The sequence below is a fragment of the Myxococcus xanthus genome (genome assembly GCF_006402735.1).
GTDB lineage: Bacteria > Myxococcota > Myxococcia > Myxococcales > Myxococcaceae > Myxococcus > Myxococcus xanthus_A.
The window spans coordinates 7,128,720-7,154,482 of the sequence record NZ_CP017174.1; the positions used below are offsets into that span (position 1 = coordinate 7,128,720).

At 70.2% G+C, this 25,763-nt stretch carries 22 protein-coding genes; 5 read left to right on the plus strand and 17 right to left on the minus strand.

Annotated features, from left to right (window positions below; translation table 11 throughout):
* Positions 1 to 97: 97 nt before the first annotated feature.
* The gene (locus tag BHS09_RS29240) at positions 98 to 2,212 is read left to right on the plus strand and encodes a LysM peptidoglycan-binding domain-containing protein (RefSeq protein ID WP_140799661.1); all 2,115 of its coding nucleotides are present in this window, start codon (positions 98 to 100) and stop codon (positions 2,210 to 2,212) included.
* Here BHS09_RS29240 and BHS09_RS29245 read toward each other — a convergent pair.
* Positions 2,199 to 2,588: a hypothetical protein gene (locus tag BHS09_RS29245; RefSeq protein WP_237079896.1), complete on the minus strand. Its 390-nt coding sequence runs from the start codon at positions 2,586 to 2,588 to the stop codon at positions 2,199 to 2,201. The two genes, BHS09_RS29240 and BHS09_RS29245, sit on opposite strands and share 14 nt — an antisense overlap.
* Before the next feature lie 52 nt (positions 2,589 to 2,640).
* Between BHS09_RS29245 and BHS09_RS29250 the strand changes: the two genes are divergently transcribed.
* Positions 2,641 to 3,633, plus strand: coding sequence for a L,D-transpeptidase family protein (locus BHS09_RS29250; protein ID WP_140799662.1), 993 nt, complete (start codon positions 2,641 to 2,643; stop codon positions 3,631 to 3,633).
* A 59-nt stretch (positions 3,634 to 3,692) separates the two neighbouring features.
* Here BHS09_RS29250 and BHS09_RS29255 read toward each other — a convergent pair whose 3' ends face one another.
* From BHS09_RS29255 to BHS09_RS29305, 11 genes are all read right to left on the minus strand, one after another.
* A complete protein-coding gene (locus BHS09_RS29255; RefSeq protein WP_140799663.1) occupies positions 3,693 to 5,144 on the minus strand; it encodes a DNA/RNA non-specific endonuclease in 1,452 nt (483 codons plus the stop codon).
* A gap of 69 nt (positions 5,145 to 5,213) precedes the next feature.
* The gene (locus BHS09_RS29260) at positions 5,214 to 5,771 is read right to left on the minus strand and encodes a gamma-glutamylcyclotransferase family protein (protein ID WP_174260599.1); all 558 of its coding nucleotides are present in this window, start codon (positions 5,769 to 5,771) and stop codon (positions 5,214 to 5,216) included.
* 60 nt (positions 5,772 to 5,831) lie between these two features.
* A complete protein-coding gene (locus BHS09_RS29265; protein WP_140794712.1) occupies positions 5,832 to 7,589 on the minus strand; it encodes an ATP-binding protein in 1,758 nt (585 codons plus the stop codon).
* Positions 7,590 to 7,664: 75 nt separating this feature from the next.
* Complete coding sequence (locus tag BHS09_RS29270; RefSeq protein WP_140799665.1) at positions 7,665 to 10,190, minus strand: serine/threonine-protein kinase; 2,526 nt, start codon at positions 10,188 to 10,190, stop codon at positions 7,665 to 7,667.
* A gap of 100 nt (positions 10,191 to 10,290) precedes the next feature.
* On the minus strand, positions 10,291 to 11,070 hold the full coding sequence (locus tag BHS09_RS29275; protein ID WP_140794714.1) for a hypothetical protein: 780 nt from the start codon (positions 11,068 to 11,070) through the stop codon (positions 10,291 to 10,293).
* On the minus strand, positions 11,067 to 12,350 hold the full coding sequence (locus BHS09_RS29280; RefSeq protein WP_140799666.1) for an FtsX-like permease family protein: 1,284 nt from the start codon (positions 12,348 to 12,350) through the stop codon (positions 11,067 to 11,069). The genes BHS09_RS29275 and BHS09_RS29280 overlap by 4 nt, the downstream gene beginning before the upstream one ends.
* Positions 12,347 to 13,048: an ABC transporter ATP-binding protein gene (locus BHS09_RS29285; protein ID WP_140794716.1), complete on the minus strand. Its 702-nt coding sequence runs from the start codon at positions 13,046 to 13,048 to the stop codon at positions 12,347 to 12,349. Before BHS09_RS29285 ends, BHS09_RS29280 begins: the two co-directional genes overlap by 4 nt.
* Positions 13,045 to 14,700 (minus strand): hypothetical protein, encoded by a 1,656-nt coding sequence (locus BHS09_RS29290; RefSeq protein ID WP_140799667.1) that lies wholly within the window; start codon positions 14,698 to 14,700, stop codon positions 13,045 to 13,047. Before BHS09_RS29290 ends, BHS09_RS29285 begins: the two co-directional genes overlap by 4 nt.
* 120 nt (positions 14,701 to 14,820) lie before the next feature.
* Positions 14,821 to 15,624: a hypothetical protein gene (locus BHS09_RS29295; RefSeq protein ID WP_140794718.1), complete on the minus strand. Its 804-nt coding sequence runs from the start codon at positions 15,622 to 15,624 to the stop codon at positions 14,821 to 14,823.
* A gap of 15 nt (positions 15,625 to 15,639) precedes the next feature.
* The gene (locus BHS09_RS29300; protein ID WP_140794719.1) at positions 15,640 to 16,827 is read right to left on the minus strand and encodes an ABC transporter substrate-binding protein; all 1,188 of its coding nucleotides are present in this window, start codon (positions 16,825 to 16,827) and stop codon (positions 15,640 to 15,642) included.
* A gap of 10 nt (positions 16,828 to 16,837) precedes the next feature.
* Positions 16,838 to 17,575, minus strand: coding sequence for a PspA/IM30 family protein (locus BHS09_RS29305; protein WP_140794720.1), 738 nt, complete (start codon positions 17,573 to 17,575; stop codon positions 16,838 to 16,840).
* Between the two features lie 261 nt (positions 17,576 to 17,836).
* On the opposite strand from BHS09_RS29305, the gene BHS09_RS29310 reads away from it, so the two are divergent.
* Positions 17,837 to 19,204 carry a sensor histidine kinase gene (locus BHS09_RS29310; protein ID WP_140794721.1) on the plus strand — a complete coding sequence of 456 codons (1,368 nt, stop codon included), beginning with the start codon at positions 17,837 to 17,839 and terminating at the stop codon, positions 19,202 to 19,204.
* Between the two features lie 3 nt (positions 19,205 to 19,207).
* On the opposite strand, the gene BHS09_RS29315 is transcribed toward BHS09_RS29310, so the two are convergent.
* The 4 genes from BHS09_RS29315 to BHS09_RS29330 form a co-directional block, all read right to left on the minus strand.
* The gene (locus BHS09_RS29315; RefSeq protein WP_140794722.1) at positions 19,208 to 20,554 is read right to left on the minus strand and encodes a 5'-deoxyadenosine deaminase; all 1,347 of its coding nucleotides are present in this window, start codon (positions 20,552 to 20,554) and stop codon (positions 19,208 to 19,210) included.
* 20 nt (positions 20,555 to 20,574) lie between these two features.
* Complete coding sequence (locus tag BHS09_RS29320; protein ID WP_140794723.1) at positions 20,575 to 20,979, minus strand: cytidine deaminase; 405 nt, start codon at positions 20,977 to 20,979, stop codon at positions 20,575 to 20,577.
* A gap of 34 nt (positions 20,980 to 21,013) precedes the next feature.
* The gene (locus BHS09_RS29325; RefSeq protein ID WP_237077551.1) at positions 21,014 to 21,379 is read right to left on the minus strand and encodes a TIGR02266 family protein; all 366 of its coding nucleotides are present in this window, start codon (positions 21,377 to 21,379) and stop codon (positions 21,014 to 21,016) included.
* Between the two features lie 298 nt (positions 21,380 to 21,677).
* The gene (locus tag BHS09_RS29330; protein WP_140794725.1) at positions 21,678 to 22,088 is read right to left on the minus strand and encodes an SET domain-containing protein-lysine N-methyltransferase; all 411 of its coding nucleotides are present in this window, start codon (positions 22,086 to 22,088) and stop codon (positions 21,678 to 21,680) included.
* Between the two features lie 426 nt (positions 22,089 to 22,514).
* Here BHS09_RS29330 and BHS09_RS29335 point away from each other — a divergent pair, with 426 nt between their 5' ends.
* Positions 22,515 to 23,108, plus strand: coding sequence for a DUF4328 domain-containing protein (locus tag BHS09_RS29335; protein WP_237079898.1), 594 nt, complete (start codon positions 22,515 to 22,517; stop codon positions 23,106 to 23,108).
* An 81-nt stretch (positions 23,109 to 23,189) separates the two neighbouring features.
* Here the strand turns inward: BHS09_RS29335 and BHS09_RS29340 are convergent, their stop codons facing one another.
* On the minus strand, positions 23,190 to 24,494 hold the full coding sequence (locus tag BHS09_RS29340) for a thymidine phosphorylase (RefSeq protein WP_140799669.1): 1,305 nt from the start codon (positions 24,492 to 24,494) through the stop codon (positions 23,190 to 23,192).
* 75 nt (positions 24,495 to 24,569) lie between these two features.
* Here BHS09_RS29340 and BHS09_RS29345 point away from each other — a divergent pair, with 75 nt between their 5' ends.
* Positions 24,570 to 25,760, plus strand: coding sequence for a BMP family lipoprotein (locus tag BHS09_RS29345; RefSeq protein WP_140799670.1), 1,191 nt, complete (start codon positions 24,570 to 24,572; stop codon positions 25,758 to 25,760).
* Positions 25,761 to 25,763: the final 3 nt, after the last annotated feature.

Consider the following 25,763-nt stretch of genomic DNA (forward strand, 5'->3'; position numbering starts at 1 on the left):
CAAGACGCGCACGCGGCGACTCCTTGTTTGACTGTCAAGGAAAAGGGCGAATACTCCCCCCTTTCGCCCGCCTCCGGGCGCCCGTTCCCGCGACTGTATGCCGCCTCTACCTCTGCTTCTGCTCGCCCTGGCCTCAGCCCCTGCCTCGGGGCTCACCCCACCGCCCGTGGGGCCCGTTCCAGCCAAGGCACAGGTGGTGGCATCCGATGGTGCACACGCCCCCGCAGCGCAGTCACCGGTCGAGAAGGCGCCCACGGCCAGCCTGGAAGCAGCACCCGTTGCCGTGAAGCCGGCAGGCGAGGCTCCGTCGCCGGTGGCTGGTGGCGCGAAGGCACCAACGGCCGCCCCGGAATCTGGCGCCGCGGATACCGCGACCGATGATGTCGATGAGCCCGGTTTGGAGCCGCTGGAGCCCGGCACACCGATGGTGGCCGAGGACGCCTCCGAGCAAGACGAGGCCACGCGCGACGCGGTTGAATCCGAGTCCGCCGAGTTAGAGGAACTGCGCGCCCTGGAGGGCGCCGCGCTGGACCCCGCGTCGCGCTCCACCGCCGAGGTGATGCAGTCGCTGCGGCGGCTCGGGCTCGCCAACCCGCTGCGGATGCGCATGCTGGACGCGCTCGACGAGCACACCTTCCGCGAGGACGAAGAGCTGCCGGAGATTCCGCTCATCACGGACCTGGCCACCTTCGACGTGGGGCAGATTCAGGACCGTTACGACATCCCGGTGGAGATGCAGCCGCTGGTGGCCCAGTACGTCCAGTTCTTCCAGGGGCCCGGGCGACGCTGGTTCCGCAAGTGGATGTCGCGCGCGGCCCGGTACGTGCCGGTGATGCACCCCATCCTGGAGCAGTACGGCCTGCCGAAGGACACGGTGTACCTGGCGATGATTGAGAGCGGCTTCTCGGCGCATGCCTATTCGTGGGCGCACGCGGCGGGGCCGTGGCAGTTCATCTCCAGCACCGGCAAGCAGTACGGACTGAAGCAGGACTTCTGGGTGGACGAGCGGCGGGACCCCATCAAGGCCACCCACGCCGCGGCGTCCTATCTGAAGGACCTCAAGCGCGAGCTGGGGCACTGGTACCTGGCGTGGGCCGGCTACAACACCGGCTCCGGGCGCGTCCGGCGGATGGTGGAGCGGCACGGGACGACGAACTTCTGGCTCCTGTCCGAAGAGCGCGGCCTGGCGAAGGAGACGAAGCACTACGTGCCCAAGCTGATTGCCGCGGCACTGGTGGCCAAGCACCCGGCGGCGTTCGGCTTCAACGAGAACGAGTTCGACCCCGAGCCCGTGCTCGACTTCGACGAGGTGCAGCTCACCGACGCGGCGGACCTGGACGTCGTCGCCCGCGCGGCCGGCGTGCCCGTCAAGGTGGTGCAGGACCTCAACCCCGAGCTGAAGCGCTGGTGCACCCCGCCGGCGACGGCCAAGAAGCCCTACACGCTCCGGCTTCCCAAGGGAGCGGGGACGCTGTTCGCGGACAACTACAAGCGCATCAGCCCCGCGGAGCGACTCACCTTCCGCATCCACAACGTGAAGCGCGGCGACACCCTGTCCCAGATCGCGGAGAAGTACGGCACGGCGTCCGAGGCCATCCTCCAGATGAACCAGCTGAAGTCGGCCCGGACGTTGCGCGTGGGCGGAGAGCTGGTGATTCCGATTCCCGCCGGCAAGAGCTCGGGCGGCGCGCTGGCGACGAAGGTGGCGCAGGCCCGCCGCAGCGGCGTGGTGGTGCGGCCCGAGGACGAGGTACCGGCGGGCACGCCCAAAGGCCCGGTGGCCGCGGGCCCCGTGAAGAAGGAGACCATCAACGGGCGCACGCGCGTGACATACGGCGTGATGTCCGGCGACAGCCTCTGGGTGATTGCGAACAAGTTCAACGTGTCGGTGGACTCGCTGAAGCAGTGGAACAACCTCAAGCGGCGCAACCCCACGCTCCAGGTGGGCTCCACGCTGTTCGTCTGGCCCGATGGCAACACGGCCACCGCCAGCGTGCAGGAGCGCGGCGGCACGGTGCTGGCGAAGCACTCGGTGAGCGTCGCCAAGCCCGCGGGCAAGGCCGGCAAGGTCCACGCGCTGGCGGAGGGCGAGACGCTCTGGTCCATCGCGCAGCGCTACGGCGTCAGCGTGGACGACATCATGCGGTGGAACAAAATCAAGGACCACCGCACCCTCCCCACGGGGAAGGTGCTGCTCCTCAGCGCGCCGTAGTCTCCGGCGCGTACACGGTGAAGGCGAGCTCCGCGCCCACACTGGCGAGTTGCCGGACGACGCGTTCCGGCACAGAGAAGGCGCTCGAATGCGGCTCCAGCCCCGCCTGAATCCCGATATCGAAGCGCCGCTGCGTACAGCCGTCCCACGCCGCGCGCGCCTCTTCGGGAAGGGCCTGGATGCGCCCCGCGAACTCCATCAGCGCGGACTCCACGCTCGTCGGCCAGGAAGACAGCTCCAGACAGGCGAAGTGGGGCTCTTCGTGAAGCGCGAACGCGCCCGGAGCCAGCGCGCGGACCAGGCCCTCAAGCCGGTGCGGGCTTCGGATTTCGAGGTCCACATTCAGGAACGTCGTGGCGGAAGGTGCAGTCCTCAAAGGCAGGCCTCGCGTGGTTGCGCCGGGCGAGCGATTTGCACTGAGGCCGGGGATGACCTCATCCATCTCGCCACCGGAGTCACGCATCTCCTTCCTTCCGCCTGACGTCCCGGACGCGGCATCAACACCCGCCCTGGGGAAGGCAGCACGCAGTCCCAAGCCTGCCTCCCGAGTCACCGTCGACCAGGGTCCTCGGCCCGCGCTGGATGCACGTCCACCGCCCGGGACGCCCTTGCCTCCGGAGGGCGTGGACCGGCCCGCGCGCACTCCAGCGCCCCCTGCCAACGCGCGCTTCACCGGACTGCCCCAACTGGCGGACGTCACGTCAGGGGCCCAGGTCCTCGGCCCCGGCAGCCAGGGCGAGGGCCTCCGCGCTGTACAGGCCGCCCTGCTCGACATGGGCTTCGCCCTGCACGGCGGCGCGGACGGACGCCATGGCCCGCACACCGCCCGAGCACTGCGGAACTTCCAGCTCCACGCCTCGCGCACCTTCCCCGCCGTCCTCCCCACGGGCGCGCTGGATGCCGCCACGCTGCGCGCGCTGGATGCACTGGCGCCAGCGCCAGGGACGCGTGGGCAGACACGGGGACTGCCTTCCGCCTTCTTCGACGGACAGCAGGTCCGCGTGGTGGTGGCCCTCCGGGAGCACCGGACCTTTCTCTTCGACACCCGTGGGCAACTCGTGGACATCTTCCCCAACGCCACGGGCGCCGCGGCCTCCCCTACCCGCACGGGGCTCAAGGTGGTCCGCACGAAGTTGGATCAACTGGCCACCGAAGCGGCCGGCGCACGGCTGTGGAACGACCGCCACGTCTTCGGCGTGCGCATGCTCGACCTCTCCTGGGCGGATGGCCGGCACTCCGGTGAAGAGCTGCACGGAACGAACGCTCCGTCCTTCCTGGGCACCGACGTCTCGCACGGCTGCATCCGCCACTCGAACGAGGCCGTGCGCGTGCTGCACGACGCGCTCTCCGTGGGAGACCGCGTGGCCGTCGTCGAGCACGTGGACGACCCGAACCTGGGCGTACCGCGCCCCGTGGCGTGAGCCCGTGCACCGTGGCCGTGCTTCACCCGGAAGCGAAGCCCAGGCCGCGAAGCCCCGCGTCAGTTGCCGGGCGCGAAGCGGAACAGGCTGGCGGCGAAGTACAGACTGTTGCGCTGGAAGACGCCCTCGGCCGACGTGCCCTTCTCCAGCTTGTCCTGCACCCGCTTGGGCAGGTTTGCGTAGAGGTCCTGCCCCAGCAGCTCCTCGATGCGATCCACGGGCACGCGGTGCGAATCGAGCAGCGGAAGGATGTCCTCTTTCTTCGACGGCCCGTCCTTCATGTTGGGCACGAGGTACGCGTACATCGTGAGGCTGCCGTTCGGCAGCTCGTGGAGGACCGTCTTGAAGTTGTGCGTGGGCACGGCGAGGCGGCGCTCCCCCGCCCCCGTCGTCTCCCGCTTCTCCGGAGGCAGCGGCTGCCCCTTGTCATCCAGGTACAGGTTGCCGGTGAGGATGTACGCCTTGCCGCCCAACGAATTCACGAGGCCCGAGACGCCCTGCTCCAGCGTGCGCCACACCTGCTGGTTGTGGTTGCCATGCTGGGGAGCGATGTTGGTCATCAGGTGGCTCTCGTTCATCGCCTCCTGCGTGGGCGAGTCCTCCGCCGGCTTCATGTGGCCCCGGTCGAAGCCCGTCCGCGTGTAGTCAGAGTCGGTGACGCCGTTGCGGCCCAGCTCGGGGTCGCGAACGAAGGTGCTCTCCAGCCGGGACACCGTCGCGGGCGTCTCGCGGATGTCCGACGCGGACAGCATGTAGCTCACGAAGGTGGGGACGTTGGCCCCCTGGTCCAGCGACAGGCGCGAGTACTCCTTCACCAGGCTGAGCCCCTCCGAGCCCAGCGCTCCGGCGGGGCGCAGTGGGTCCAACTCTCCGGCCGCTTCGGCCACGCGGCTCTGGAACACGGCCATCTGCTGGTCCGGCACCCAGCGGGTGTCCGCGTGCTTGCCCGCCTTCGACGCCTGGATGAATGCGTCCAGCTCCTCCGCGCTGAGCTGGCCGTCTGCATTGCCCCCCAGCAGGTCCGCGCGCCGGGCCACCGTGGCCTGCCAGCCACGCTCGAAGGCGTCCACGTCCACCGCGGAGCCATTTCCCTGCGCGAGCTTCGCGTCCAGCGCGGAGCGCTTCTGCTGAAGCGCGGTGGACGTCAGGTATTGCCCGTCCTCGGGCGCGGCCAGGTAGCGCTCCAGCTCCGCCGCGGACACCTGCCCGTTGCCACCACGCGTCTTGCTGCCCGCCGCGTCGGCGGCCTGCATCAACCCCACCTGCCAGCTGTCATCCTTCCAGCCGAACTTCTCCTGGAGCTCGTTGATGGGCACCTCGCGGGCCGTCGAGCGTCTCCAGCTTCCTCCCGGCGTGGTGACGGCATTGAGGGGCGAAGCGGCCGATGCCGGGCGCGGGGGAACGGCTCGCGTCGTGGTGGGTCGCAGCGTCATCCTGAATGTCCTCGGGGCCGACGAGGTGAAGCACGAGGTGGGGCCCCGCCTCTCATCGTCGGCCGTTCGGCGCGCCAAGTTGCGTCACGGCTCCGTTTTCTTACGAAGAAAAAGAATCCGGGGGTCGTTTCGCACCTGGATATCCGCCTAACCCTTCTTTCCAGGGGCTTTCGACGGGCTCAGGGCCTCGGGGCCCGCCTTCTGGAGGGCCTGGACGATACGCGCCTCCGCCTGGAGCCGCTCCACGTAGTCCGGGGACAGCCCGGCCTCCTCGGCCGACAGCGCCAGGGTGACGAGGAAGGCCTCACTCACGAGCCCCTGAGCGGGCGTCGCGGGCGCCGCGGGCGTGAAGACATGGGCGCTGAGCACGGCCCCGGTGAAGGTGCGCACCTTCACCTGCCGGACCTCGGTGGCGCCCGCCATCGCAGACTCCAGGCGGACCAGCGCGTCCCAGGCGTTCGCGGAAACGCGGCGGAGCATGCCGGGGAGCTTGCGGCCCGGCGCATCCACCAGCCGGGCCACCTTCCCGCCCCAGGCCGCCGACGCCACGTCGTAGACGACGTCCACGTCGAGCGCCTCGGCCAGCTCGCCCTCCAGCACGTCGGGAATGGGCGGGAGCCCCGGGAGGCGCTCGTGCGCAATCGCCGGGGCCAGGTCGAGGGAGTACGCGAACCAGGAACGCGGAGCAGTGGGGCCAGCAGCCATGCCCCCAGTCTCAGCGGGCCGTGCGCCCAGGACAAGCACCTGGGCGTGAGACGGCACCGGCTACTGCGACTCCAGCAGCGCCTTCAGCTCGCGCACTCGCCGGGTGATGTAGTCCCGGTCCAGTTGACGGAAGCCCTCGGGCAGCAACTCGCGGCTGGTGCACTCCTGCACCGCCACCAGGTTCTGCAGCTCGATTTCCAGCGGGTAGCTGGGGGGCACGAAGTCCGCGAGCACCGCGGCCAGGTCGTCCTTCGTCACCGTCTCGCGGCCCTCCGCCAGCGCGCGGAACTTCGAGCGCACCATGACGGCTTCGATGTCCGCGCCGCTGAAGGCGCGCACGCCCTCCGGAATCAGCGTGGAGAAGGAGTCGATGCCGTCCACGGACACGCCCGTCTTCTTGGACATGACCTGGAACAGCTCGTCCCGCTCCGCGTCCGTCTGCGGATAGAAGAGCGCCAGGTGCTCCTCCGCGCGCCCCTGCCGCTTGAGGTCGATGGGCAGCAGGTCCGGCCGCGCCGTCATCAGGAACCAGACAATCTTCCCGCGGTAGAACGTGTTGCCCATGAACGAGGCGATGGAGCCGAACACGCGGCTGCTCGTCCCGGAGTCCCCGCCGGAGTCGCGGTTGCCGAGGAACGTGTCCGCCTCGTCAATCATCACCGCCACCGGCCACAGGGCCTTGAGCAGGTTGAAGATCTTCTCGAGGTTCGCCTCGGTGACGCCCTGCCACTGGCTGCGGAAGTTGAGGAACTTCACCACGGGGATGCCAATCTCCCCGGCGAAGCAGCTCACCATGAACGTCTTGCCCGTGCCCACGGGGCCCGACAGCAGGTAGCCCATGGGCATGACCTCCAGGCGCCCCTTCTTCAGGGCCCCGGCGGCCTGCCGCAGCATCTGCTTGGCCTTGGCGTGTCCCGCCACCGCGTCCAGCGTGTGCACCGGCTCGATGAACTCCAGCAGGCCGTGGCACTCCGCCTGGATGATTTCGCGCTTCTTCTCCTTGAGCAGCTCGGAGGTGATGCGCACCTCGCGCTCCAGCGCCTCGGTGAGCACGCGGTCCAGGTTGATGCGGGACAGACCCGCCGTCATCTTCGCCAAGCCCGCCAGCGGCACGTCCGACACGGACTGGAGCCGCTTGCCCTCCAGCTTGTAGCGCACGTACTCCAGCCGCTCCTCCTCCGTGGGCAGGGGCAGCTCGATGGGCGCCACGTACGGGTTGCGGCTGATGCGCGGCGACACGTCCGCCAGGTTCTCCGCCAGCAGCACCACGGACACGTCGGACGCGAGGAACTGCGGGTCGTGCGCCCACTTGTCCAACGTGGCCACCACGAAGCGGTCCTCGCTGGAGAGGTGGCTCATCTCTCCGCCGGGGACGAGCGTCTCCGCGAAGTCGACGATGAGCGCCAGCGAGCGGCCCTCGCTCAGGCGCATGCGCATGAAGTTCTCCAGAATCTGGAGCGCGCGGCCCGGGTCTCTCGGCATGACCTTGGCGTAGTCGGTGCCGTACATGGCGTCGTAGCCCGCCATGGCCCGCTGCAGGTCCTTCTGCGTCTCCGGCGTCGCGGAGCGGATGCCGGACGACCGGTCATAGAAGATGACGTGGTCCCGGCCGCCGAAGAGCTCCTCGGAGAGGAACGTCTTGAGCGTGCCGAAGCCGCGGCCGCCATCCTCCAGTTGCAGGGGCTGCAAGTCCCGCACGGCCCCGTACAGCAGGAAGGCGCTGACCGTCTTCGTGTAGTACTTCCGGGCCAGTTGCTGGGCCCAACGAGGAAGATCCGCCAGTGGATCCGCCCTGTTCACCTTGCGCACCTTGCTCACGAACTCCCGCCTCCTCTCGCTCCACCCACAGGGGAGCTGGCGCGCCCGCCCCCTGCTCGGGAGGCGGGCCTTCGGCTAACGGCAGCGCGGCTGCCGCTTGAGGGAAACGCTCGCCGTGGCCGGCTCATTGCCTGGCGCCGCGTCCGGGACGTCCACCTCGGCCTCGTTGTGGCACTTCAGCTTCAGGGTGAGCTGCCGCGCGCTGGGGGGCACCTGCACGACGGCGGGCGTGGTGGCGCCCATGTCCTTGCCGTCCACGAAGATGGTGGCACCGGCCGGCTTGGACTCCACCTTCACCGACACCCGCGTCACCGACGGCTCCAGCGTGAGCGACACCTCCACCGGTCCGCCGCCGGACACCGGCACCCGCTTGGACGCCGGCTTGTGGCCAGGCGCACTCACCTCCACCACCCACTCCGGCCCGTTGAGGGGCACGTCCTTGATGTAGGCCGCCGACTTGCCCTGCTCGCGCACCACCCGGCCATCCACCTTCACCTCGGCCATGGCGGGCTCCGTCGTGAGCACCAACGCCGCGGTGCGCACCAGGCTCTCCAGCACCGCCTGCACGGGCGTGACGTCCTTGCCCGCGGCGACCTCCACCGTCTTCGTGAAGGTGTTGTAGCCCTCCGCGCTCACCACCACCATGACCTTGCCGGCGGGCACCTCGCGCAGGAGCGTCGCGCTGCCACCCTCCAGGGGCACCAGCTGCGTGTCCAGGCGCACCTGCAGGCGGCTGCGAACCTCCGAGGGCACACCCTGCAGGTCCACCAGCACGTAGCCCACACCGGGCCCCGACACCGCCCAGCCGATCAGCGCCATCACGAGCACCGCGGCCGCGCCGATGCCGCCGAAGAGCACCTTCCTCGGAATGGGCGCTCGGCCACCCACGGGAGGCATCGCGCCGGTGGGCCGCTCCGGGGCGTCCACATCGTCTTCATCGTCGTACGCGGGGGCCACCGGCGCGGGCGGAGCCACGGGGGCAGGTTGCGGCAACGGGCGGGCCGCGGCCTGCGAGCCGTCGAGCACCGGCACGTCTCGAGTCATCCGCGGCAGGCCCCCACCCCGGCTCGTCCGAGGCGTGGGCCCCGAGGCGGGCGGCGGCGGCGCGTCCGAGGGCGACAGCGAGGGCACGGACATGGACGGCCGCACCACGGGGATGTTCGCGTGCGACAACCGTGGCGGGCCAACGGGCGGCGACAGGGGCGCGGGCGGCGAAATGACCGCCGTCCTGCCGCTGACGGGCTCGTCGTCCTCGTCGTGACCCGGCGTCGACGGCACCTCCAGCGGGGTGATGGCACGCCCGACGGCGGCACCCGGCTGCGTGGTGGGCTCTGGCGTGTCCGCGAACTCGTGGTCGCTGGAGACGAGCTGCGTCGCCCCGCCCTCGTCCTCGTCGGGCGGGGGCGCGGCGGTGGCGGCCGTCAGCTTCGGCAGCGCGGCCAGCGTGGGCGAGCGGCGCACGCCCCCGGGCGGCACCGTCGGCATGGAGCCCGTCATCCGGGGCTGCGGCGCCACCGGCTGCACCACCGGCACGGGCGCCGGAGGCGGCGCGGACGGCATGATGGGGCTGTTGAAGGACGCCGCTTCCAGCGCGGCCTGCATGCCTTCGGGCGGCTTGATGTCCGCGTAGTCCAGCAGGCGCTGCTTCTCGCGCTCCACGTCCTCAGCGAACGTGGACTTCATGTACTGCGCGAGGTCCTTGCGGCTGAAGATGGTGTCGCTGGTGATGAGGAAGCGCTGCAGGTCGTCGCCCAGCTCACTGGCGTACTGGTAGCGCTCGTCCACGTCCTTGGCCAACGCCTTGAGGACGATTCGCTCCAGCGTCTCCGGGATGCGCCGGTTGTACGTGGTGGGCGACGGCACCTCCGCCTTGCGCACCTTCTCCAGCACGCTGAAGTCGCTGTCGCCCACGAAGAGGCGCTCACCGGTCAGCATCTCGTAGAGGCACACGCCAATGGCGAACACGTCCGAACGCCGGTCCAACGGCAGGCCGCGGATCTGCTCCGGGCTCATGTAGCCGAACTTGCCCTTGAGGATGCCCGCCTGCGTCTTGGTCGCCTTGCCGGCCGCCTTCGCGATGCCGAAGTCGATGACTTTGACCTCACCCTCATAGGAGATGAGGATGTTCTGCGGCGAGATGTCGCGGTGGACGATGTTCATGTCCCGCCCCATCCCGTCCTTCTTCCGGTGGGCGTAGTCCAGGCCCTCGCACATCTTGGACACGCAGAAGGCCACCAGCGGCACCGGAGCGGGCTCCCCCTTCTTCCGGCACCGGTCGAAGATGGCCCGCATGTCCTTGCCGGGGATGTACTCCATCGAGATGAAGTAGCTGCCGACGATGTTGCCCAGCTCGTAGATGGACGCGACGTTGGCGTGAGTCAGCTGGACGCTGATCTTCGCCTCGTCGATGAACATCGAGATGAACTCGTCGTCCTCCGCGATGTTGGGGAGGATGCGCTTGATGGCGACGAGCCGCTCGAAGCCGCTCGCGCCGAACTGCTTCCCGCGCCACACCTCCGCCATGCCGCCAATGTTGATGCGGTCCAGAAGGAGGTACTTCCCAAACGGGATGGGCTGCCGCTTCGGTTGAGTGGTCGTCACGTGGGGGAGGGTCCGTTCTCGGCGAGCCTATCGACCGGGGCTCCAGGGGGTCAACCTCGTGAAAGCCCCGCCCAAACTGACCAGGCAGGCAAGCGGCGGATCAGGGCCCCGCCCGAGGAGAACCCGCGTCCGTGTCACCGGCGGGTGACGGTGGGGCAGCAAGGCTGTCGCGGAATGCGGCTCCTGGCTCCGCCTCATCGGGTGGAACGGGGCGAACCAGCAGGAAGCGCGCCTCGCCCGCGACGGACACGACGGCCGGCGGGCCGAAGCGCTCCTCCGCGGGGAGGCCCACCATCGTCACCCAGGCGCCCTGCCGCTCTGGCGCTACGCAGTAGAGAATCGTCCCGGCACGCACGCCGGGTGCATCTCGCACGGGCCCCTCGCAGTCCTTTCTGACCTGGAGGGTGTACGCCGGGAGTGGCTCCCCCCGCACGAGGTACGGCGGCCGGCCCAGTTCCTCCAGCAGGGACTGGAGGAGGCGCGGGTCATCCGGTACCTCCAGCGCGGAGGTACGTTCCTGCGCCGATTGGTGGAAGCGCTGGAGCGCCATGGACGCGATGTCCGTGGACGTCAGCGGCGTGCGGCTCTCCGACAGCACGAGGTCCACGAAGAGCGCGCCCACCAGGACGATGGGCAGCAGCCGGTAGCCCTTGAAGCCCTCCTCCTTGCGCTGGAGCAGGCCCATGACGAACGCGAGCGCGGCCACCGCGGCCACGGCCAGCACCACGGCGGGCCGCTCCAGGGAGGGAACCGTCATGAAGGCGGACACGTCCGCGGTGCGGGCGCGCACGGCGTCGGAGAGGTCGCCTCCGTAAATCCAGGCGATGGCCATCAAGCTCAGCGCGTTGCCGAGCAGCGTCTTGCGAGAAGGAAGTGTCATCCGGCGAGCGTGCGTGCGGGGTCGGTGGCGGCGGCGCGGCGGCTGGGGAAGTACGCGCCCGCGAGCGCGGCGACGAGACCCAGGACGACACCGCCGACCACCACCGGCCAGGGGAAGGAGAAGAAGCTGTCGGGCTTGAAGGGGAAGTTGGGCAGGTAGCCCGCCGCCAGGCGGTTGACGCCCAGGGCCATCAGCAGCGCGGCGATGGTTCCCGCGGCGCCGCCCGCGAGCCCCACCACGGCGGCCTCGGCCAGGACGATGGCGCGGATGTCCGCGCGCGAGGCCCCCACCGCCTGCATGACGCCAATCTCCTTGGCGCGCGCCCGGACGGAGGCGGACAGCGCGTGGGCGATGTTCACCGCCGCGAGGATGCAGATGAGCAGGGACAGCAGCGCCAACGCGGACGTGGTGAGCGCCACGGCCGCGCCCGAGTTCTCCGCCATCCGGCGCTCCTGGTCGTCGATTTCCAGCCCCATGCCCTTCACCGCGTCCACGATGACAGGCACCTGCGACGGGTCCGTGGCGACCAACGTGACGCCGGAGTAGTTCTCCGCGTCCACGCCGAACGCGCGGTTGAGGCGGATGGCCGCGTCCAGCGGAATGGTGATGCCGGCCAGCAGCGCCCGGTCGGACGCCCCCACCACCTGCGCCTGCCTGGGCTGCGTGGGCCCCGACGCGGACGCCGCGGCCACGTAGGAGCGGTTGAACTCCACCGGGAAGCCGAAGCCCACCAGCATGTTGGCGGAGAGCTGGGGCAGCTTGCGCGCCGGGGCGAACGTCTTGTTGTACAGCTCCAGAAGCCGCGTGGACACGAGCGCAGGAATCGGCTGCCCCTCCCCCGCGTCCTTGAACTCGCCCATCTGCACGTCGCCCTGCACCAGCGCCGGCTCCACGCCCAGGGCCAGCACCTCCATGCCCATGCGGAGCCTGGTGCCGAAGAAGACGCCGTCGTAGCGCGTCACCGCGGGCACGCGCACGTTCATCTTCCGGTAGGCGGCCTCCACGCCGGGCAGCTCGCGCAGGCGCTCCACCGTGGGCGCGTCCAGCTTGCCACCGCCCAGCAGCGAGCCCAGCGACACCGCCGGAGGCACCACGTCCACCAGCCGCGCGTCCGTGGGGAAGACCTTCTCCCGGATGACGTGGCCAACGCCCAGGCCCAGGCCCACGAAGAACACCAGCGCGCCCACGCCCATGGCCACGCCGAAGGCGGAGAAGAAGGCCCCCTTGCGCTCGCGGGCGAGGCTCAGCCGGACCAGCCGGGACAGGGCGTCCAGCCTCATGGCGAACCTCCCGTGGCCACCTGAAGTCCCGCGCGCTCCTCCACGAGCTGCCCGTCCTTGAGCCGCAGCACGCGTCCGGCCGCCGCGCTCATCCGTTCCTCATGGGTGACGCACAACACGGTGAGCCCTTCGCGGTGCAGTTCCTGGAACAAGGCGATGACGCCCGTGCCCGTGGCCGCGTCCAGGTTGCCCGTGGGCTCGTCGCACAGCAGCAGGCGGGGCTTGCCGAACAGGGCGCGGGCAATGGCCACGCGCTGCCGCTCGCCGCCGGACAGGCGCACCGGCGCGCGGTCCTTCTTCGCGCCCAGGCCCACGCGCTCCAGCAGCGCCTCCGCGCGCTTGCGGGCATCCGGGGGCGCCGCGCCGAAGTGCGACGGCAACAGCACGTTCTCCACCGCGGAGAGGTTGGGGATGAGGTGGAAGGACTGGAAGACGAAGCCCACGTGCGTGTTGCGGAAGTGCGCCAGGGCCTTGTCGCCCAGGCCTCGCAGCTTCACGCCGCCCACGCGGATGTCGCCGCGGTAGTCGACGTCCAGGCCGCCCAGCAGGTGGAGCAGCGTGGACTTCCCGCTGCCGGACGAGCCCACCACCGCGACGAACTCCCCTTCCGCCACGTCCAGCGACATGCCGTCGAGCACGCGCACCTGGGTGCCGTCGCCGTCCACGTACGTCTTCACGACGTCCCGGGTTTGAATCACGGCGCGGCCGACGGGCTGGAGGTGGCGGCGGAGGGCGCCAGGCGCAGGGACAGCTCCGCCTGGAGCGCCTTCTCCTTGCGGGACACGGCCAGCGTCACGGCGCGCAGGTCATCCACGGCCTCCAGCCAGCGCACGGTGGTGGCCTTGATGGCGAAGCCGCCAATGCCCCAGGCCTCCGACGGCAGGTTCTTCACCGCGTCCGACAGGCGCCGCAAATCCAGCACCGCGCTGAAGGCCGCGTCCTTGCCAGCGTCCTTCAGGTCCGCGGCCACCGGCCCGTCGCCCGAGGGCTTCGCGAGCGAGGCCAGCGTGGACTCCAGCCGCGCCTTGGGCGAGGCCACCACCAGCCGGCCGTTGGGCGCGAGCGCGAAGTGCGCGCCTTCGCCCGCGCGGTAGGACGTGAGGTACACGCGCTGGCCGCTCAGCTCCGACGCCTCCACCTTCGCGCCGAAGTTCTCCGCGATGCGCGGCAGCTGCTCCAGCGTGGACTGCATCTTCGGAGCGTCCTCGGCGTCCGCGAGCGCCACCAGGTGGACGAAGCGGAAGGGGTTGGTGCGGCGCAAATCCAGCACCGGCATGCCCGCGCCCAGATTCACGGTGGGCGACAGGGACAGGCCCAGCACCGTGCCCGGCTTGAGGTTGTCGAGCAGCTCGGCCTTCACGTTGAGGCCGCTGTTCTGCACCGCCCGGGTCAGGTAGCCGCCGGCCAGATAGGGCCACACGCCATCGAGGTGCGACGCGTCCCCGCGGAACTGGGCCACCAGGAAGCTGTCGGCGGGCAGCGAGGTGAGGAGCGTGCTCGCGGAGGGCGCCACCGCGTCCAGCGCCGCCAGGGACGCCTGGGTATCCGGCCAGGGAGCGTCCGCGTTCAGCGTCACCGCGCCGTCCTCGATGCGGCCCGTGAGCGTGACGCCCTGGACGGTGCCCGGCGGCACGAGCCCGGCGCCGCCCGGGAGCCAGACGTGGAAGTCGCGCTGGGCCGGGAGCCGTTGCAGCGACGCCGCCATCACCGGCTCCTTCGCGAGCGAGCGCTCTTCCGGCTGCGTTGCCAGCGTCCCCAGCGTGGCGGCGGTGGGTCCCGCGCCGAGCAGCGCGAAGCGCGTCCCCTTCACGAAGAAGATGCCCAGCGCGGGCGAGGCGCTGCCCGGACGGCTGAAGGTGACCAGGTCCCCACCGTCCACGGAGGACTGCTTCTTGTCGGACGCGCCCAGGCGGCTGCGCGCGAAGTTGCCGAACGTCTCCTCGAGCTTGCCCGCGTCCTTGACGCCCACCACGGAGATGGCGCGGTTGCCGCCGAGGAACGCCGCGCCCGCGCCGAGCTCCGGCGCGATGCCGGCCGTCTCGAGCGCCTGCCGGCTGCGCAGGTCCACGCCAATCTGGCGCATCACCGCGGAGACGTAGCCTTCCGCGGTGGAGAAGTTCTGGAGCTGCGCGGCGAACGAGGCGGCCTTCAGCTTCTGGAAGCGGGCGAGCTTCTCCCCCAGCGCTCCCAGGTCATGGATGACCACGGCGGCCTGCGCGTCGCGCGGCAGGTAGCGGGCCACCCCCACGGTCGCGGCCGGGGCGGCGGGGTCCACGTCCTTGCCACAACGGGAGCAGCCCGCGACGGCGAGCACGAGGAGGAGGGACGGAAGCCAGACTCGGCGGAGCATGCGGGCACCTCAGGCTGCCTGGGGCGGAGAGTCAACCGATTCGTGGAGGCCCCAGAGCCAGTCCGGGAGCCCGGAGGATGGGCAGGCGACGGCCAGTAGACGGCCCCCGGCCCTGGAGCTTCAACGCACCCGGCTGCCGTGGGGCAGCGGGCCCCGCGTCTCCTCGGAGAACTCGAGGAACTGCTCCATCTGCCGCACGGACTCCTCGGTGGCCTCCGCCTCCGCGCTCAGCATGGTGAGCTGGCGGTTGACGACCTCTGGGTCGCGGATGGCCACGGATTGCTCGTGCGTCAGCCGCATCAGGTCCTCGATGCCCGCCAGCTGGTGGCTCACCACCTCGCGGCTCTCACCGGCCTGTTCGAAGCGCGCCAGCCGCTTGCGGAGGATGTCCACGCGGTTCTGCTTCACGTCCTTCAGCCGCGGGTTCGTCTCCCGCGCCACGTCCGCCTCCAGCTCCGCCACCTCGCGCTGCAGGTGCTCGCGGTCGGAGCTGTTCAGGTACGTGCGGTACTGGTTCAGCGTGGAGATGAGCCGCAGGAAGGACGTCAGCAGCGCATCCAACCGGGGCTCGCTGTCTGCCTCCAGCACCTTGCCGCCTGGCAGCTTCCGGTAGTTGGCGAGAATCTTCTCCTTCAGCCCGACGAGCTGCTGGTAGTGCTCGCGCTGAGAGGGCGCCAGGTCCGCCTGGAGCGCGTCCAGCGCCTTGCGCGCCGCTTCCGGGTCGTCGAGCGTGTTCGCCCGCACCGCCCGCTGGAAGCGCTTCATGGACGACATGACGCCCAGGTAGAGGCCTTCCAGGCCCAGGGCCACCAGCATGGGCAGCGGCTCGCCCGTCATGGCCGCCGAGGCAGCCGCCGTGCCCAGCCCCACCAGGTTGGCGGGCATCATGAAGGCGGCCTTGATGTAGTTCGGCGACTTCGCCACGTCCGTCCTCCAGCGTCAGGGGCCGCGAGCCTCCGACACGTACTTCAAGGCCCCCAAATCCTTCGTGTCCTCCGCGGGAGGCACCGGAGGCCCTTGCTTCAACTTCTGGAAGAGCGCCGCGGCGCTCTGGAAGAGCTCGTCATAGGTGACGGGCGCCTCGCCGGAAAGCCCGAAGAAGGCCCGATTGTCCGCCAGCGTGGCCGGCGGCGCGCTGCGGATGGCTTCAATGGGGTCGCCCAGGTACGGCGCCACCTCCCCCAGCATCCGGGCCCCCGCCGTCGGGTCCTTCAAGACACTCTGCCCCGCGTCCAGGAGCCCCCGCAGCACCCGCCGCACGGCATCCGGGTAGCGCGCGGCGAAGTCCCCCCTGGCCACCAGCACCGTGGCCACCAGGTGCGGCGCATCCGCCGTCGTCGCCAGCACCGCGCCTCCCCGGTCCCGAGCCGCCAGCTCCACGTCACCCCACAGCCCCACCACGGCGTCCGCCCGGCCCTCGCGCAGCGCCCGTCCCGCATCCAAGGTGGTGGGTAACTCCACCCAGCGCACGTCCGTGATGCGCAGCCCCGCGCGCGACAGCAACCACAGCGCGAAGTAGTGCGACGAGCCATACGGATACACGCCCAGTCGCTTGCCACGCAGGGAGGCGAGGTCCGGCACGCCCACCGCGGCCAGGGCCTCCTGCCCCCGGCTGCGCCCCACCAGCAGCAGCGTGCGAGGCGCCGCGTCCCGCAGCAACGGCGCCCACGCGGCCAGCCGGTCCACGGACAGGGTGGCCATGTCCACGCCGCCGTTCTCCGCGCCAATGGACAGCGCGTGGCGCAGGTCCTCTTCCTTGGCGAAGAGCACCGCCCGCGCGTCTAGCGCATAGGCCGTCTTCAGCAACCCGTGCGCCGCGCCGGGCGGAGGCACCGGGTTGTCCAGGGTGGTGGCCCCACCCGTCGCCACCAGCAGGCCCGCGGAGGCACCGCGCGGGCTGAAGCCGATGAGCACCGGCCGCAGGGGCACGGAGGCCACGTCCGCCACCGGGGCCGCCACGCCGGCCGGGAAGTCTCCCGGCGACAGGCGGACCGCCTCACGCGTGGACGGGAAGTACCGCTCCTGCAAGCGGTCCAGGTACCCCATGCGCGACGCGAGCGCATAGCTCGCGCCGAGCACACAGAGGAACAGGAAGAGGAAGAGACCTGGACCGCGGTGGAGCTTCATTCAAGGCGGACTACTCGACGCCGACCTTCTTGCCGATGGTCTTCTCCGGACCGCTGCCCACCTCGGACACCGGCGCCGGGCTGCTGACGAGCCCCATCTCCATCTTGAACTGCTTCACCAGCTCGTTGGCCTGGATCTTCTCGGCCTCTTCCTCGATGGACGCCGCGGTGTGGTCCACCGACTCGAGGGCCATCTGCATGCGGGCCTCGTTGATGGCGGACTTCTCCTGCACCTTGCGCAGCATCTCATCGTGGGTCGAGTCGATGCCCGCCACGGTGAAGGACTCCATCGTGTCGGCCACCTTGGCCTGCCACTTGGCGCGGCGCGCCTCGCGGATGGCGTTCATGGCCTCCTGCGTCTTGCGCTCCTTCTCGCGCATGAACGCCTTCTTCACCGACAGGGCCTTCTCGTACGCCTGGCGGGCCGTGGCCAGCTGCTGCTCGTTGCGGCCCAGCGCGTCCTTCTCAATCTGGAGCTTGGAGGCGTACTGCGCGGCCAGGTCGTCACGGCCCGCCTGGATGGCGGCCTTCACCTTGGCCGTCAGCGAGCGCACGTCGTCCTGGTACTTGGCGTTCTCCTTCTCCAGCAGCGTCACGTTCGCCCGGACCATGGCGATGGACTCGTTCATCTTCGGGACCTGGTCGTTCAGGTCACGGACGTTCTGCTCGAGAATCAGCTCAGGGTCCTCGATGGAGGAGACGAAGAACCCGGCGAAGCTACGCATTGCTCTCTTGAATCGTTGCCACATATCGGCGGTCTACCTCCGTCCAGACCTACTTGCAGCCACCTTACACGATCCCCGGGGCGAGCAAGCAGACACAGTCCCAATGTCTTCTCAGTGCTTACGCGCTTCTACCTAAGGCGATTGCGGTGAATCCAAAAGCGTGACGTGACCGTTCTCCGTCGGAAAATGGAGCCCGTCCGCGCTACGCCCGCCCGTCCGTCCGCTTCCGCACGATAGGCGGCAGGGCTTGCAAGCAACGAAGGAAGCAGGGAAAACCCACGCCTCGTGACGTCTCCGCCTCCCGTGCCCGGCCCGCTCGAAGAGACGATGTCCCGGGCCATGGACGCCCAGCGGAGGAGCGTCGTCGGGGCGGGCGCGGCGGTGCGGCTGGTCGGCGCGGCCCTGTTCCTGGCCATCAGCACCACGCTGTGGCTGGCCGGAGGCCGGGACTGGGGCGTGTACCCACCCGCGCTGGGGCTCTACGCCGCGGTCGCCGGCGTGCTGTTCATGCTCCGCCAGCGGCGCGTGGCCCGGGGCCTGGGCGCGGTGCAGTCCCTGGTGGACGTGGGGCTCGTGTACTGGCTTCAGTCCACGACCCTGCCCGTCTCGCCCTTTCCCGCGGGTGTGGCGGGCTTCAGCCTGGGCTTGTTCACGCTCGTCGTCGCCCTGAGCGGGCTGGGCATGCGAGGCACCGTCGTCTACGGCACCGCGCTGTTGTCCGCCATGGCCCAGGCGACGCTCATGCGGCAGGTGGACGTGGGCTGGGGCGCGGTGGCCATCGCCGTGGTGGCGCTGGTGCTGGTGGCCGTGGTGAGCCACTACGGCACCGGGCGGCTGCGCAACCTGGCGGTGACGCTCTCCCACCTGGAAGTGGACCGGGCGCTGGAGGCCCGCCGCTTCCAGGAAGTGGAGGAGGCGCGCCGCACGATTGAGCGCATGCTGGCGGACGCCCAGGCACAGAACGCCGAACTGCAGCGGCTTCAACGGGACAAGGAACAGCTGACCGAGTTCCTGGTCCACGACCTGCGCTCGCCCCTGTCGGCGCTGATGCTGTCCTTGTCGTGGATGGAGCAGGAGGTGCCCCAGCAGGGCATCCTCGGCGAGTCCGTCCGCACGGGACTGGCCGTCACCGCGCGGTTGGACCGGATGATTTCCGACCTCCTGGACGTGCCCCGTCTGGAGGAAGGCCGGCTGGAGCCGCAGCGGGCCACCTTCCCCGCCACGCGCATCGTGGAAGACGTGCGCCGCTCCCTGGAGGGCGTGGCCCGCGCGCGCAAGCTCACCCTGGACGCGGAGGTCCCCGTCCAACTGGAGCTGGAGGGCGACGCCGACCTGCTGGTCCGCGTCCTGGAGAACCTCACCACCAATGCCCTGCGCTACGCCCCGTCGGGCGGGAGGGTGCGCCTGGAAGCCGGCGCGGATGTGGACGGCCGCTGGCTCGCGGTGCGCAACGACGGCCCGCCCATCTCCGAAGAGGCGCGCGGGCGCATCTTCGACAAGTACGGGCAGGCCGACGCGGAGCGGGACAGCCGCCGTGGCTACGGCCTGGGGCTCTACTTCTGCCGGCTCGCCGCGGAGGCCCACGGCGGGCGGTTGGCGGTGGAGGACGCGCCCGGCTGGTCCACGTCCTTCGTGCTGCGGCTGCCGGCCTGAGCCTCAGCCGCTGCGCGCCTTCTTCTGGCGGCGCTTGAGGATGCGCGCCACCTGCGCGTTCGCGTTCGCCAGGACGGAGGGCGCGTCCAACGTGGTGAGCACCCCATCGCGCAGCACCGGCTGGCCGTCGATGAAGACGTGCGTCACGTCGCTGCCCCGCGCGGAGTGCACCAGCGGCACCAGCACGTCCTCGGGCGTGGGGCCCGCGTGCAAGCCACTGACGTCCACCACGGTGATGTCGGCGCGCTTGCCGGGCTCCAGCGAGCCCACCTCGTCCTCCAGGCCCAGCGCCCGGGCGCCGTGCAGCGTGGCCATCTCCAGCACGCGCATGGGCGTCATCGCGCACGGCCCCACGCGCGGGTTGTGCATCACCGCGGCGAGCTTCATCTCGTAGAAGATGTCGAGCGTGTTGTTGCAGGGCGCGCCGTCCGCGCCCAGCGCCACCGCCACGCCGGCCTCCAGCAGCTCCGGCACCTTGGCGATGCCCGACGCCAGCTTGAGGTTGGAGCCGGGGCAGTGGCACACCACCGTGCGGGTGTCGCGCAGGATGTCCTGCTCCTCCTGGGACAGCCACACGCAGTGGGCCATCGTCACATGCGGGCCGGACATCCCCACCGTGTGGAAGAAGGCCACGTTGTCCTCGCCACCGGTGTACTGGCGGACCGCGTCCGTCTCCTTCGCGTTCTCACTGGCGTGGGTGTGGATGCGCAGGCCGTGCTCCTTGGCCAGTCGCGCCACCTCGCGCAACAGCTCCGGGGTGCAGGACAGCACGAAGCGCGGGGCGAAGGCGTAGCGCAGCCGGCCGTCGTGCGTGCCGTGCCAGCGCTCCTTCAGCGCCAGGCTCTCCCGCAGCGACTCCTCGGTGCTCTCGCGCAGGCCCGCGGGCACGCCCGCGCCCGCGTCCATCATCGCCTTGCCGCCCACCAGCCGGAAGCCGGAGTCCCGCGCCGACTCGAAGACGGCGTCGTAGTGGTACACGCTGCCCATATCGAGCGCCGCCGTGGCGCCCGAGCGGATGAGCTCCGCGAAGGTCAGGTCCGCCGAGGCCCGCATGGACGCGGCGTCGTGCGAGGCCTCGAAGGGCCAGATGCGCTCGCGGAGCCAGTCCAGCAGCTCCAGCCCGTCCGCGCGGCCACGGAAGAGCGTCTGACAGGCGTGGAGGTGGCCGTGGATGAGGCCCGGAAGCACCACCTTTCCCGTCACGTCCACCACCCGCCGGGTGCCGCGAGGCTTGAGGCCCCGGCCCACCTTGGCGATGCGGCCATCCTGGACGAGGACGTCCGCATCCACGAGCACCTCGCGCTCGCGGTTCATCGTTACAACCGTGCCACCAGTCAGGAGCAAATCCACGGCGTGCTCAGGCTCTCTCGCTAGAAGAAGTCTTTGGTGAAGGCATGCGGCAGCAGGCCTCCCAGGGTGTAGCGCGCCTCTCCGCCCTTCGGCGTCCGGCTGCGCACGGGCAGCTCCTGCCCGCCAAACTCGGCCATGACCTGCCGGCACATGCCGCACGGAGGACAGGGCTCGGGGGTGTCCACGACGATGGCCACGGCCACCGGCTGGGTGTGCCCCTGGGCCACGCCCGCTGCGAAGGCATTGCGCTCCGCGCAGACGGTGAGCCCGTAGGTGGCGTTCTCCACGTTGCAGCCGGCCACCACGGCGCCGTCCGCATAGAGGACGGCGGCCCCTACGGGGAACCGCGAATAGGGCACGTGGGCGCGCGCTCGCACGCGCGCGGCTTCCTCGAACAGGCGCTCCCAGGGAATCTCGTCCACCATGACGCCCTCCTACACAAAGCCGGATTGAGGTCCGTTACGAGCGGGCCGTGCCGCTCTGCACATCATCCAGGTGGCGCGCGATGGCCAGCTCGGACTCCACCGGCAGGTCCACGAAGCGGACCCGCGCCGCCGGACCGTTGGCGCCCGGGGCGACCTGGAGCACCTCGCCCTTCGCTTCCACCTCATCGGGAAGGATGGGCAGCCGGAAGCGCACTTCCACGCGCGTCCCCTGCTCCCAACCGGAGCCCTGCCAGGCGCAGCCGCCCAGGGACAGGTCCCCCTCATGCTGCTCGAAGTCCCCCGAGCTGCCTTCCCGGCGCACCTTCAGGCGCATGGGGACCCGGGGCGAATCCCGTCGGTCCTCGGCCTTGTCGCTCATCGAGTCGTTCCTCTCGGCCATCGCCGTTACCTCCCTGCCGCTCATGCTCGCGCCACCGCCAGTCATTGAAAACCCACGTGGGTCCTGGCCCGCGAGCCCATACCGTAGACGCGTGCCGCCGTCTCGTGCGAGGCGACGCCCACCCCTCCGACAGCCCTCTCCGCCATGACACGACGTCCCGTCACCCACGCATCATACGGGGGAACACGGGCCCGCGAGGCCGGGAAAATGGGGCCCCCAACCGTTCCAGGCGGGGCCACCTGGCGGATTGCCCGCGCCCCCCGCCCGGTGCTGGCCCCGTGATTCCTGGGGGTGGCGCTCAGGCTGGAACGCCCTGATCCCGGGACGCCCACCAGTCCTCGCCGTAGCTGATGAAGAGCTGCTCGCCGGGGTGGATGTCCCGCAGCGCGTGGTAGCAGAAGACGTCCCGGGTCGCCTCGCGGTGATAGGACGTGTTGGGCTCTCGGGCGTGGTTGTAGATCATCCCATACCCCAGCACGAGCGCCACCCACTCCCCCTCCCGGGGCACCTCGTGCTCGGCCCACTGGAGCAGGAAGACGTAGTCCTGGAGCTGGGGGTTCTGGGAGAGGGCACGCGGCAGCTTGAGGTAGTGGCATTCCTCGATGAGGGCGCCCGCCTTGATGAAGGCGTCGGTGAAGACGCCGTAGCCCCACTCGCACGGACGGACCTTCACGCCCGGATGGATGTACAGCGCCGCGCCCTGGTTCATGGCCCCCTGCTCCGCATGGCTCAGAGCTGAAGGATGGCGCCTTCCCGGTGCGGGGTGAAGCCACAAGTTGCCGCCGTGCTAATGGCGGAAGGGCGGGTCCGGACCACCTCTGTGCGACGGTGCGCCAGGCCGCTAGAGTGCGCGTCCGAAGTTCCTCCCCGCCCGCCCCCATCCCATCCAACGCGCGATGCGTGCGCGGCGGCCTGCCCTTGCCCTGACAACACCATGCTGACCGAATCCGCCGTTTCCGAAACAGCCCCCGTCTGCCCTGACCATGCTGGCGAACCATCCACGGGGACGTGTGAGCGGTGCGGGCGCTTCTTCTGCGCGAAGTGCCGAACAGCCCAGGCGGGTGTCTGCGCCGCCTGCTTCGCCCGGCAGGTCCAGGCACTGCCCTTCACTCGGGCCCGGACGCGGTGGGCGAGCGTGGCCCTGGTGGCGAGCGCGGTCCTCGCCGTCCCTGTCGCCATCCTCAACCTCTGGCTCTACCTGAGCTTCGACAATGGGAGCCCCAGCCTCGAGGACGCCCAGTCCTTCGACCAACTGAACGCGCTGCTCGCGCTCCCCGCCCTGCTGACGATGCTCGCCACCGTGGTCCTCTACCTGCGCTGGCTGCGCCTGAGTGTGAAGACCGCCAATGCCCTGGGCTTGAGCAACGAATCGACGGGCTGGGCCACGTTCTGCTGGTTCATTCCGTTCGCCAACCTCATCAAGCCGCTCGAGGTGGTGAGAGGCCTCTGGCAAGGCTTGGGCGGCCCCCCTGAGAGGCGGTCCATGCTCACGGCCTGGTGGGCGACGTGGATCCTCAGCAACATCATCAGCAACGTCGGCAACACCTTCGCCAGGGCGGATAGCACGAGCGCCACTTCGCTGTCCGTGTCGCTCCTCGCCGGGATTCTGTCAGAGGGCCTCTCCATCGCGGCGGCGGTGCTGTGCATCCGCGTCATCGCGGACATCGAGTCGCTGCTCGTGGCCCGCAGGGCGGAGGCGGAGGCGGCCATGACCGGCGCCACCCCCTGAGGCGCCACGTGAAAGGAGCCCCGCGCCGCGCCCAGGCAGGGCATCGACGGGGGCTCCCAGGTCACCACACGGCTCGGCGCCCTACTCCACCCGCTCGCGGATGAGCGGACGGGCCGCGGGGGCCGCGTCGCCGAACCGGTACGCGGCCAGCAGGCGCGCCTTCACGTTCTCCAGCGAGGCCGCGTCGTTGTAGTGCACGCGCACCACGGGCTCGCCCTGCTTCACGGCCTCGCCCGTCTTCTTCAGCAGCGTGAAGCCCACGGCCGGGTCGATCTTGCTGTCCGTCCGCTGCCGGCCCGCGCCCAGCGCCACCGCCGCCAGGCCCACGCCCTCCGTGTCGATGCCGGTGACGAACCCGTCCCGGGGCGCCACCACGTCCGTGGTGGACTTCGCCTGCGGCAGCAGGGAGTAGTCATCGATGGAGCGCGGGTCTCCGCCCTGCACCTGGACAATCTCCTTCAGCTTGCGCACCGCGCTGCCGTCCTCCACCACCTTGCGCAGCTTCTCGCGCGCCTCCTCCACCGTGGCGGCCTTCTTGCCCAGCACCAGCATCTCCGCCGTGAGGGCATACGTGACCTCGGTGTAGTCCTCCGGAGCGTTGCCGCGGAGCATGTCCACCGCCTCGATGACCTCCAGCGCGTTGCCCACCTTGCGGCCCAGCGGCTGGTCCATGTCGGTGAGCAGGGCCACGACCTTCTTCCCCATCTCCGCGCCCAGGCCAATCATCGTCTTCGCCAGCGTGCGCGCGTCCTCGTCGCGCTTCATGAAGGCGCCACTGCCCACCTTCACGTCCAGCACCAGCGCGTCGATGCCCTCCGCCAGCTTCTTGCTCATGATGGAGGACGCGATCAGCGGGATGCAGTCCACCGTCGCCGTCACGTCCCGCAGGGCATAGAGCTTCTTGTCCGCCGGGGCCACCTGCGCCGTCTGGCCAATCAGGCAGCAGTTCACCTCACGCACCAGCCGCCGGTACTCCGACGTCGGCAGGTTGACGTTGAAGCCGGGGATGGACTCCAGTTTGTCCAGCGTCCCACCCGTGTGCCCCAGGCCCCGGCCCGAAATCATGGGCACCGGAACCCCACACGCGGCGGCCAGCGGCGCCAGGCTGAGGGAGACCTTGTCACCCACCCCGCCCGTCGAATGCTTGTCCACCTTCACACCCGGCGTGTCGGACAGGTCCAGGACCTCGCCGGACTCCAGCATGGCGCGGGCCCAGGCGCCCAGCTCCCGGGAGTCCATGCCCCGGAAGAAGATGGCCATGCTCATGGCCGCCATCTGGTAGTCCGCCACCGTCCCCGCCGTATACGCCTCGATGAATGCACGGATGTCCGCCGGATCCAGCCGGCCGCCATCCCGCTTGGCCTTGATGAGTTCGTAGGGTTGCACGAGGCGAGCCCATAGCAGGAACCCACCCCTTCATGCACTCCGGGAAAGGGCGGGCATCTGGTAGATAGGCGCCTCATGATGCTCCGCCTCCACGTCCTTGCCCTCACCGCCCTCCTGTGCGCGTGCTCCAAGCAGAAGGAAGAAGCGCCCCCCTCCGGCGCCCAGACCCCCGCCGCCGGGAGGACGGAAAAGAAGGCCCTCCCCGTGGGGCTCGTCATCGACGTGGGCGGTCGCGGAGACCACTCCTTCAATGACGCGGCGCTCCGTGGCCTGGAACTGTGGGCCGCGGGCAAGCGCTACGAGGGCGGCAAGTATGTGGACGCCACCCCCGATGAGGTCCGCCAGTCCCTGCCGCCCCACCTGACCTCGGACGCCGCCAGCTTCAAGTCGCTGGCCATCCAGCCCATCGTCCTGCAGAGCAAGGCCCAAGAGGACTACGTCCCCAATCTCCAGCTCCTGGTGGACCAGGGCGCCCGGCTCACCGTGGGCAATGGCTACATGCTGGCCAACGCGGTGCGTACCTCCGCCCAGGAAAACCCAAAGGCCCAGTTCCTGCTCATCGACAGTCAGGTGCTGGACGCGCAGGGCAAGCCCATGAAGCTGCCCAACGTGCGCACCGTCCTCTTCAAGGAGCAGGAGGGCAGCTTCCTCGTGGGCGCGCTGGCCGGGCTGGTGACGAAGACGAACAAGGTGGGCTTCGTGGGCGGCATCGAGGTCCCCCTCATCCAGCGCTTCGAGGTGGGCTACCGCGCGGGCGTGAAGACAACCAACGCCCAGGCGTCCCAGGCGCTCATGTCCGTCTACACGGGCAGCTTCAACAACATGGCCGCCGGCAAGCAGGTGGCGCAGGACCTCATCTCCAAGGGCGCGGACGTCCTCTTCCACGCCGCGGGCGCGGACGGCATCGGCGTCATCCAGGCGGTGAAGGAAGCGCGCGCCGCGGGCAAGAGCGTGTACGCCATTGGCGTGGACTCCGACCAGGCGCACGTGGCGCCGGACGCCATCCTCACGTCGATGATGAAGTACTCCGACCTGGCCGTGTACCAGGCGGCGAAGGACCTGGTGGACGGCACGTTCTCCGCGGGTGAGCAGGTGCTCGGCCTCAAGGAGAACGGCGTGGGCATGGCGCAGGTGCGGGTGGACTTCCCCGGCAAGGCGGAGGCGCTCCAGAAGGTGGAGGCGCTGCGCCAGCGCATCATCTCCGGGACGATCCAGGTCCCGGCCGTCCCGGCGGACCTCGCCTCCTTCCAGGCTGCCGCCCCCTGATTT

Excerpts from the sequence above, each read along its gene's own strand:
- BHS09_RS29240 (WP_140799661.1), top strand. The coding sequence starts at position 98 with ATGCCGCCTCTACCTCTGCTTCTGCTCGCCCTGGCCTCAGCCCCTGCC.
- BHS09_RS29250 (WP_140799662.1), top strand. The coding sequence starts at position 2,641 with ATGACCTCATCCATCTCGCCACCGGAGTCACGCATCTCCTTCCTTCCG.
- BHS09_RS29260 (WP_174260599.1), bottom strand. The coding sequence starts at position 5,771 with ATGGCTGCTGGCCCCACTGCTCCGCGTTCCTGGTTCGCGTACTCCCTC.
- BHS09_RS29275 (WP_140794714.1), bottom strand. The coding sequence starts at position 11,070 with ATGACACTTCCTTCTCGCAAGACGCTGCTCGGCAACGCGCTGAGCTTG.
- BHS09_RS29280 (WP_140799666.1), bottom strand. The coding sequence starts at position 12,350 with ATGAGGCTGGACGCCCTGTCCCGGCTGGTCCGGCTGAGCCTCGCCCGC.
- BHS09_RS29290 (WP_140799667.1), bottom strand. The coding sequence starts at position 14,700 with ATGCTCCGCCGAGTCTGGCTTCCGTCCCTCCTCCTCGTGCTCGCCGTC.
- BHS09_RS29300 (WP_140794719.1), bottom strand. The coding sequence starts at position 16,827 with ATGAAGCTCCACCGCGGTCCAGGTCTCTTCCTCTTCCTGTTCCTCTGT.
- BHS09_RS29305 (WP_140794720.1), bottom strand. The coding sequence starts at position 17,575 with ATGTGGCAACGATTCAAGAGAGCAATGCGTAGCTTCGCCGGGTTCTTC.
- BHS09_RS29320 (WP_140794723.1), bottom strand. The coding sequence starts at position 20,979 with ATGGTGGACGAGATTCCCTGGGAGCGCCTGTTCGAGGAAGCCGCGCGC.
- BHS09_RS29325 (WP_237077551.1), bottom strand. The coding sequence starts at position 21,379 with ATGGCCGAGAGGAACGACTCGATGAGCGACAAGGCCGAGGACCGACGG.
- BHS09_RS29330 (WP_140794725.1), bottom strand. The coding sequence starts at position 22,088 with ATGAACCAGGGCGCGGCGCTGTACATCCATCCGGGCGTGAAGGTCCGT.
- BHS09_RS29345 (WP_140799670.1), top strand. The coding sequence starts at position 24,570 with ATGATGCTCCGCCTCCACGTCCTTGCCCTCACCGCCCTCCTGTGCGCG.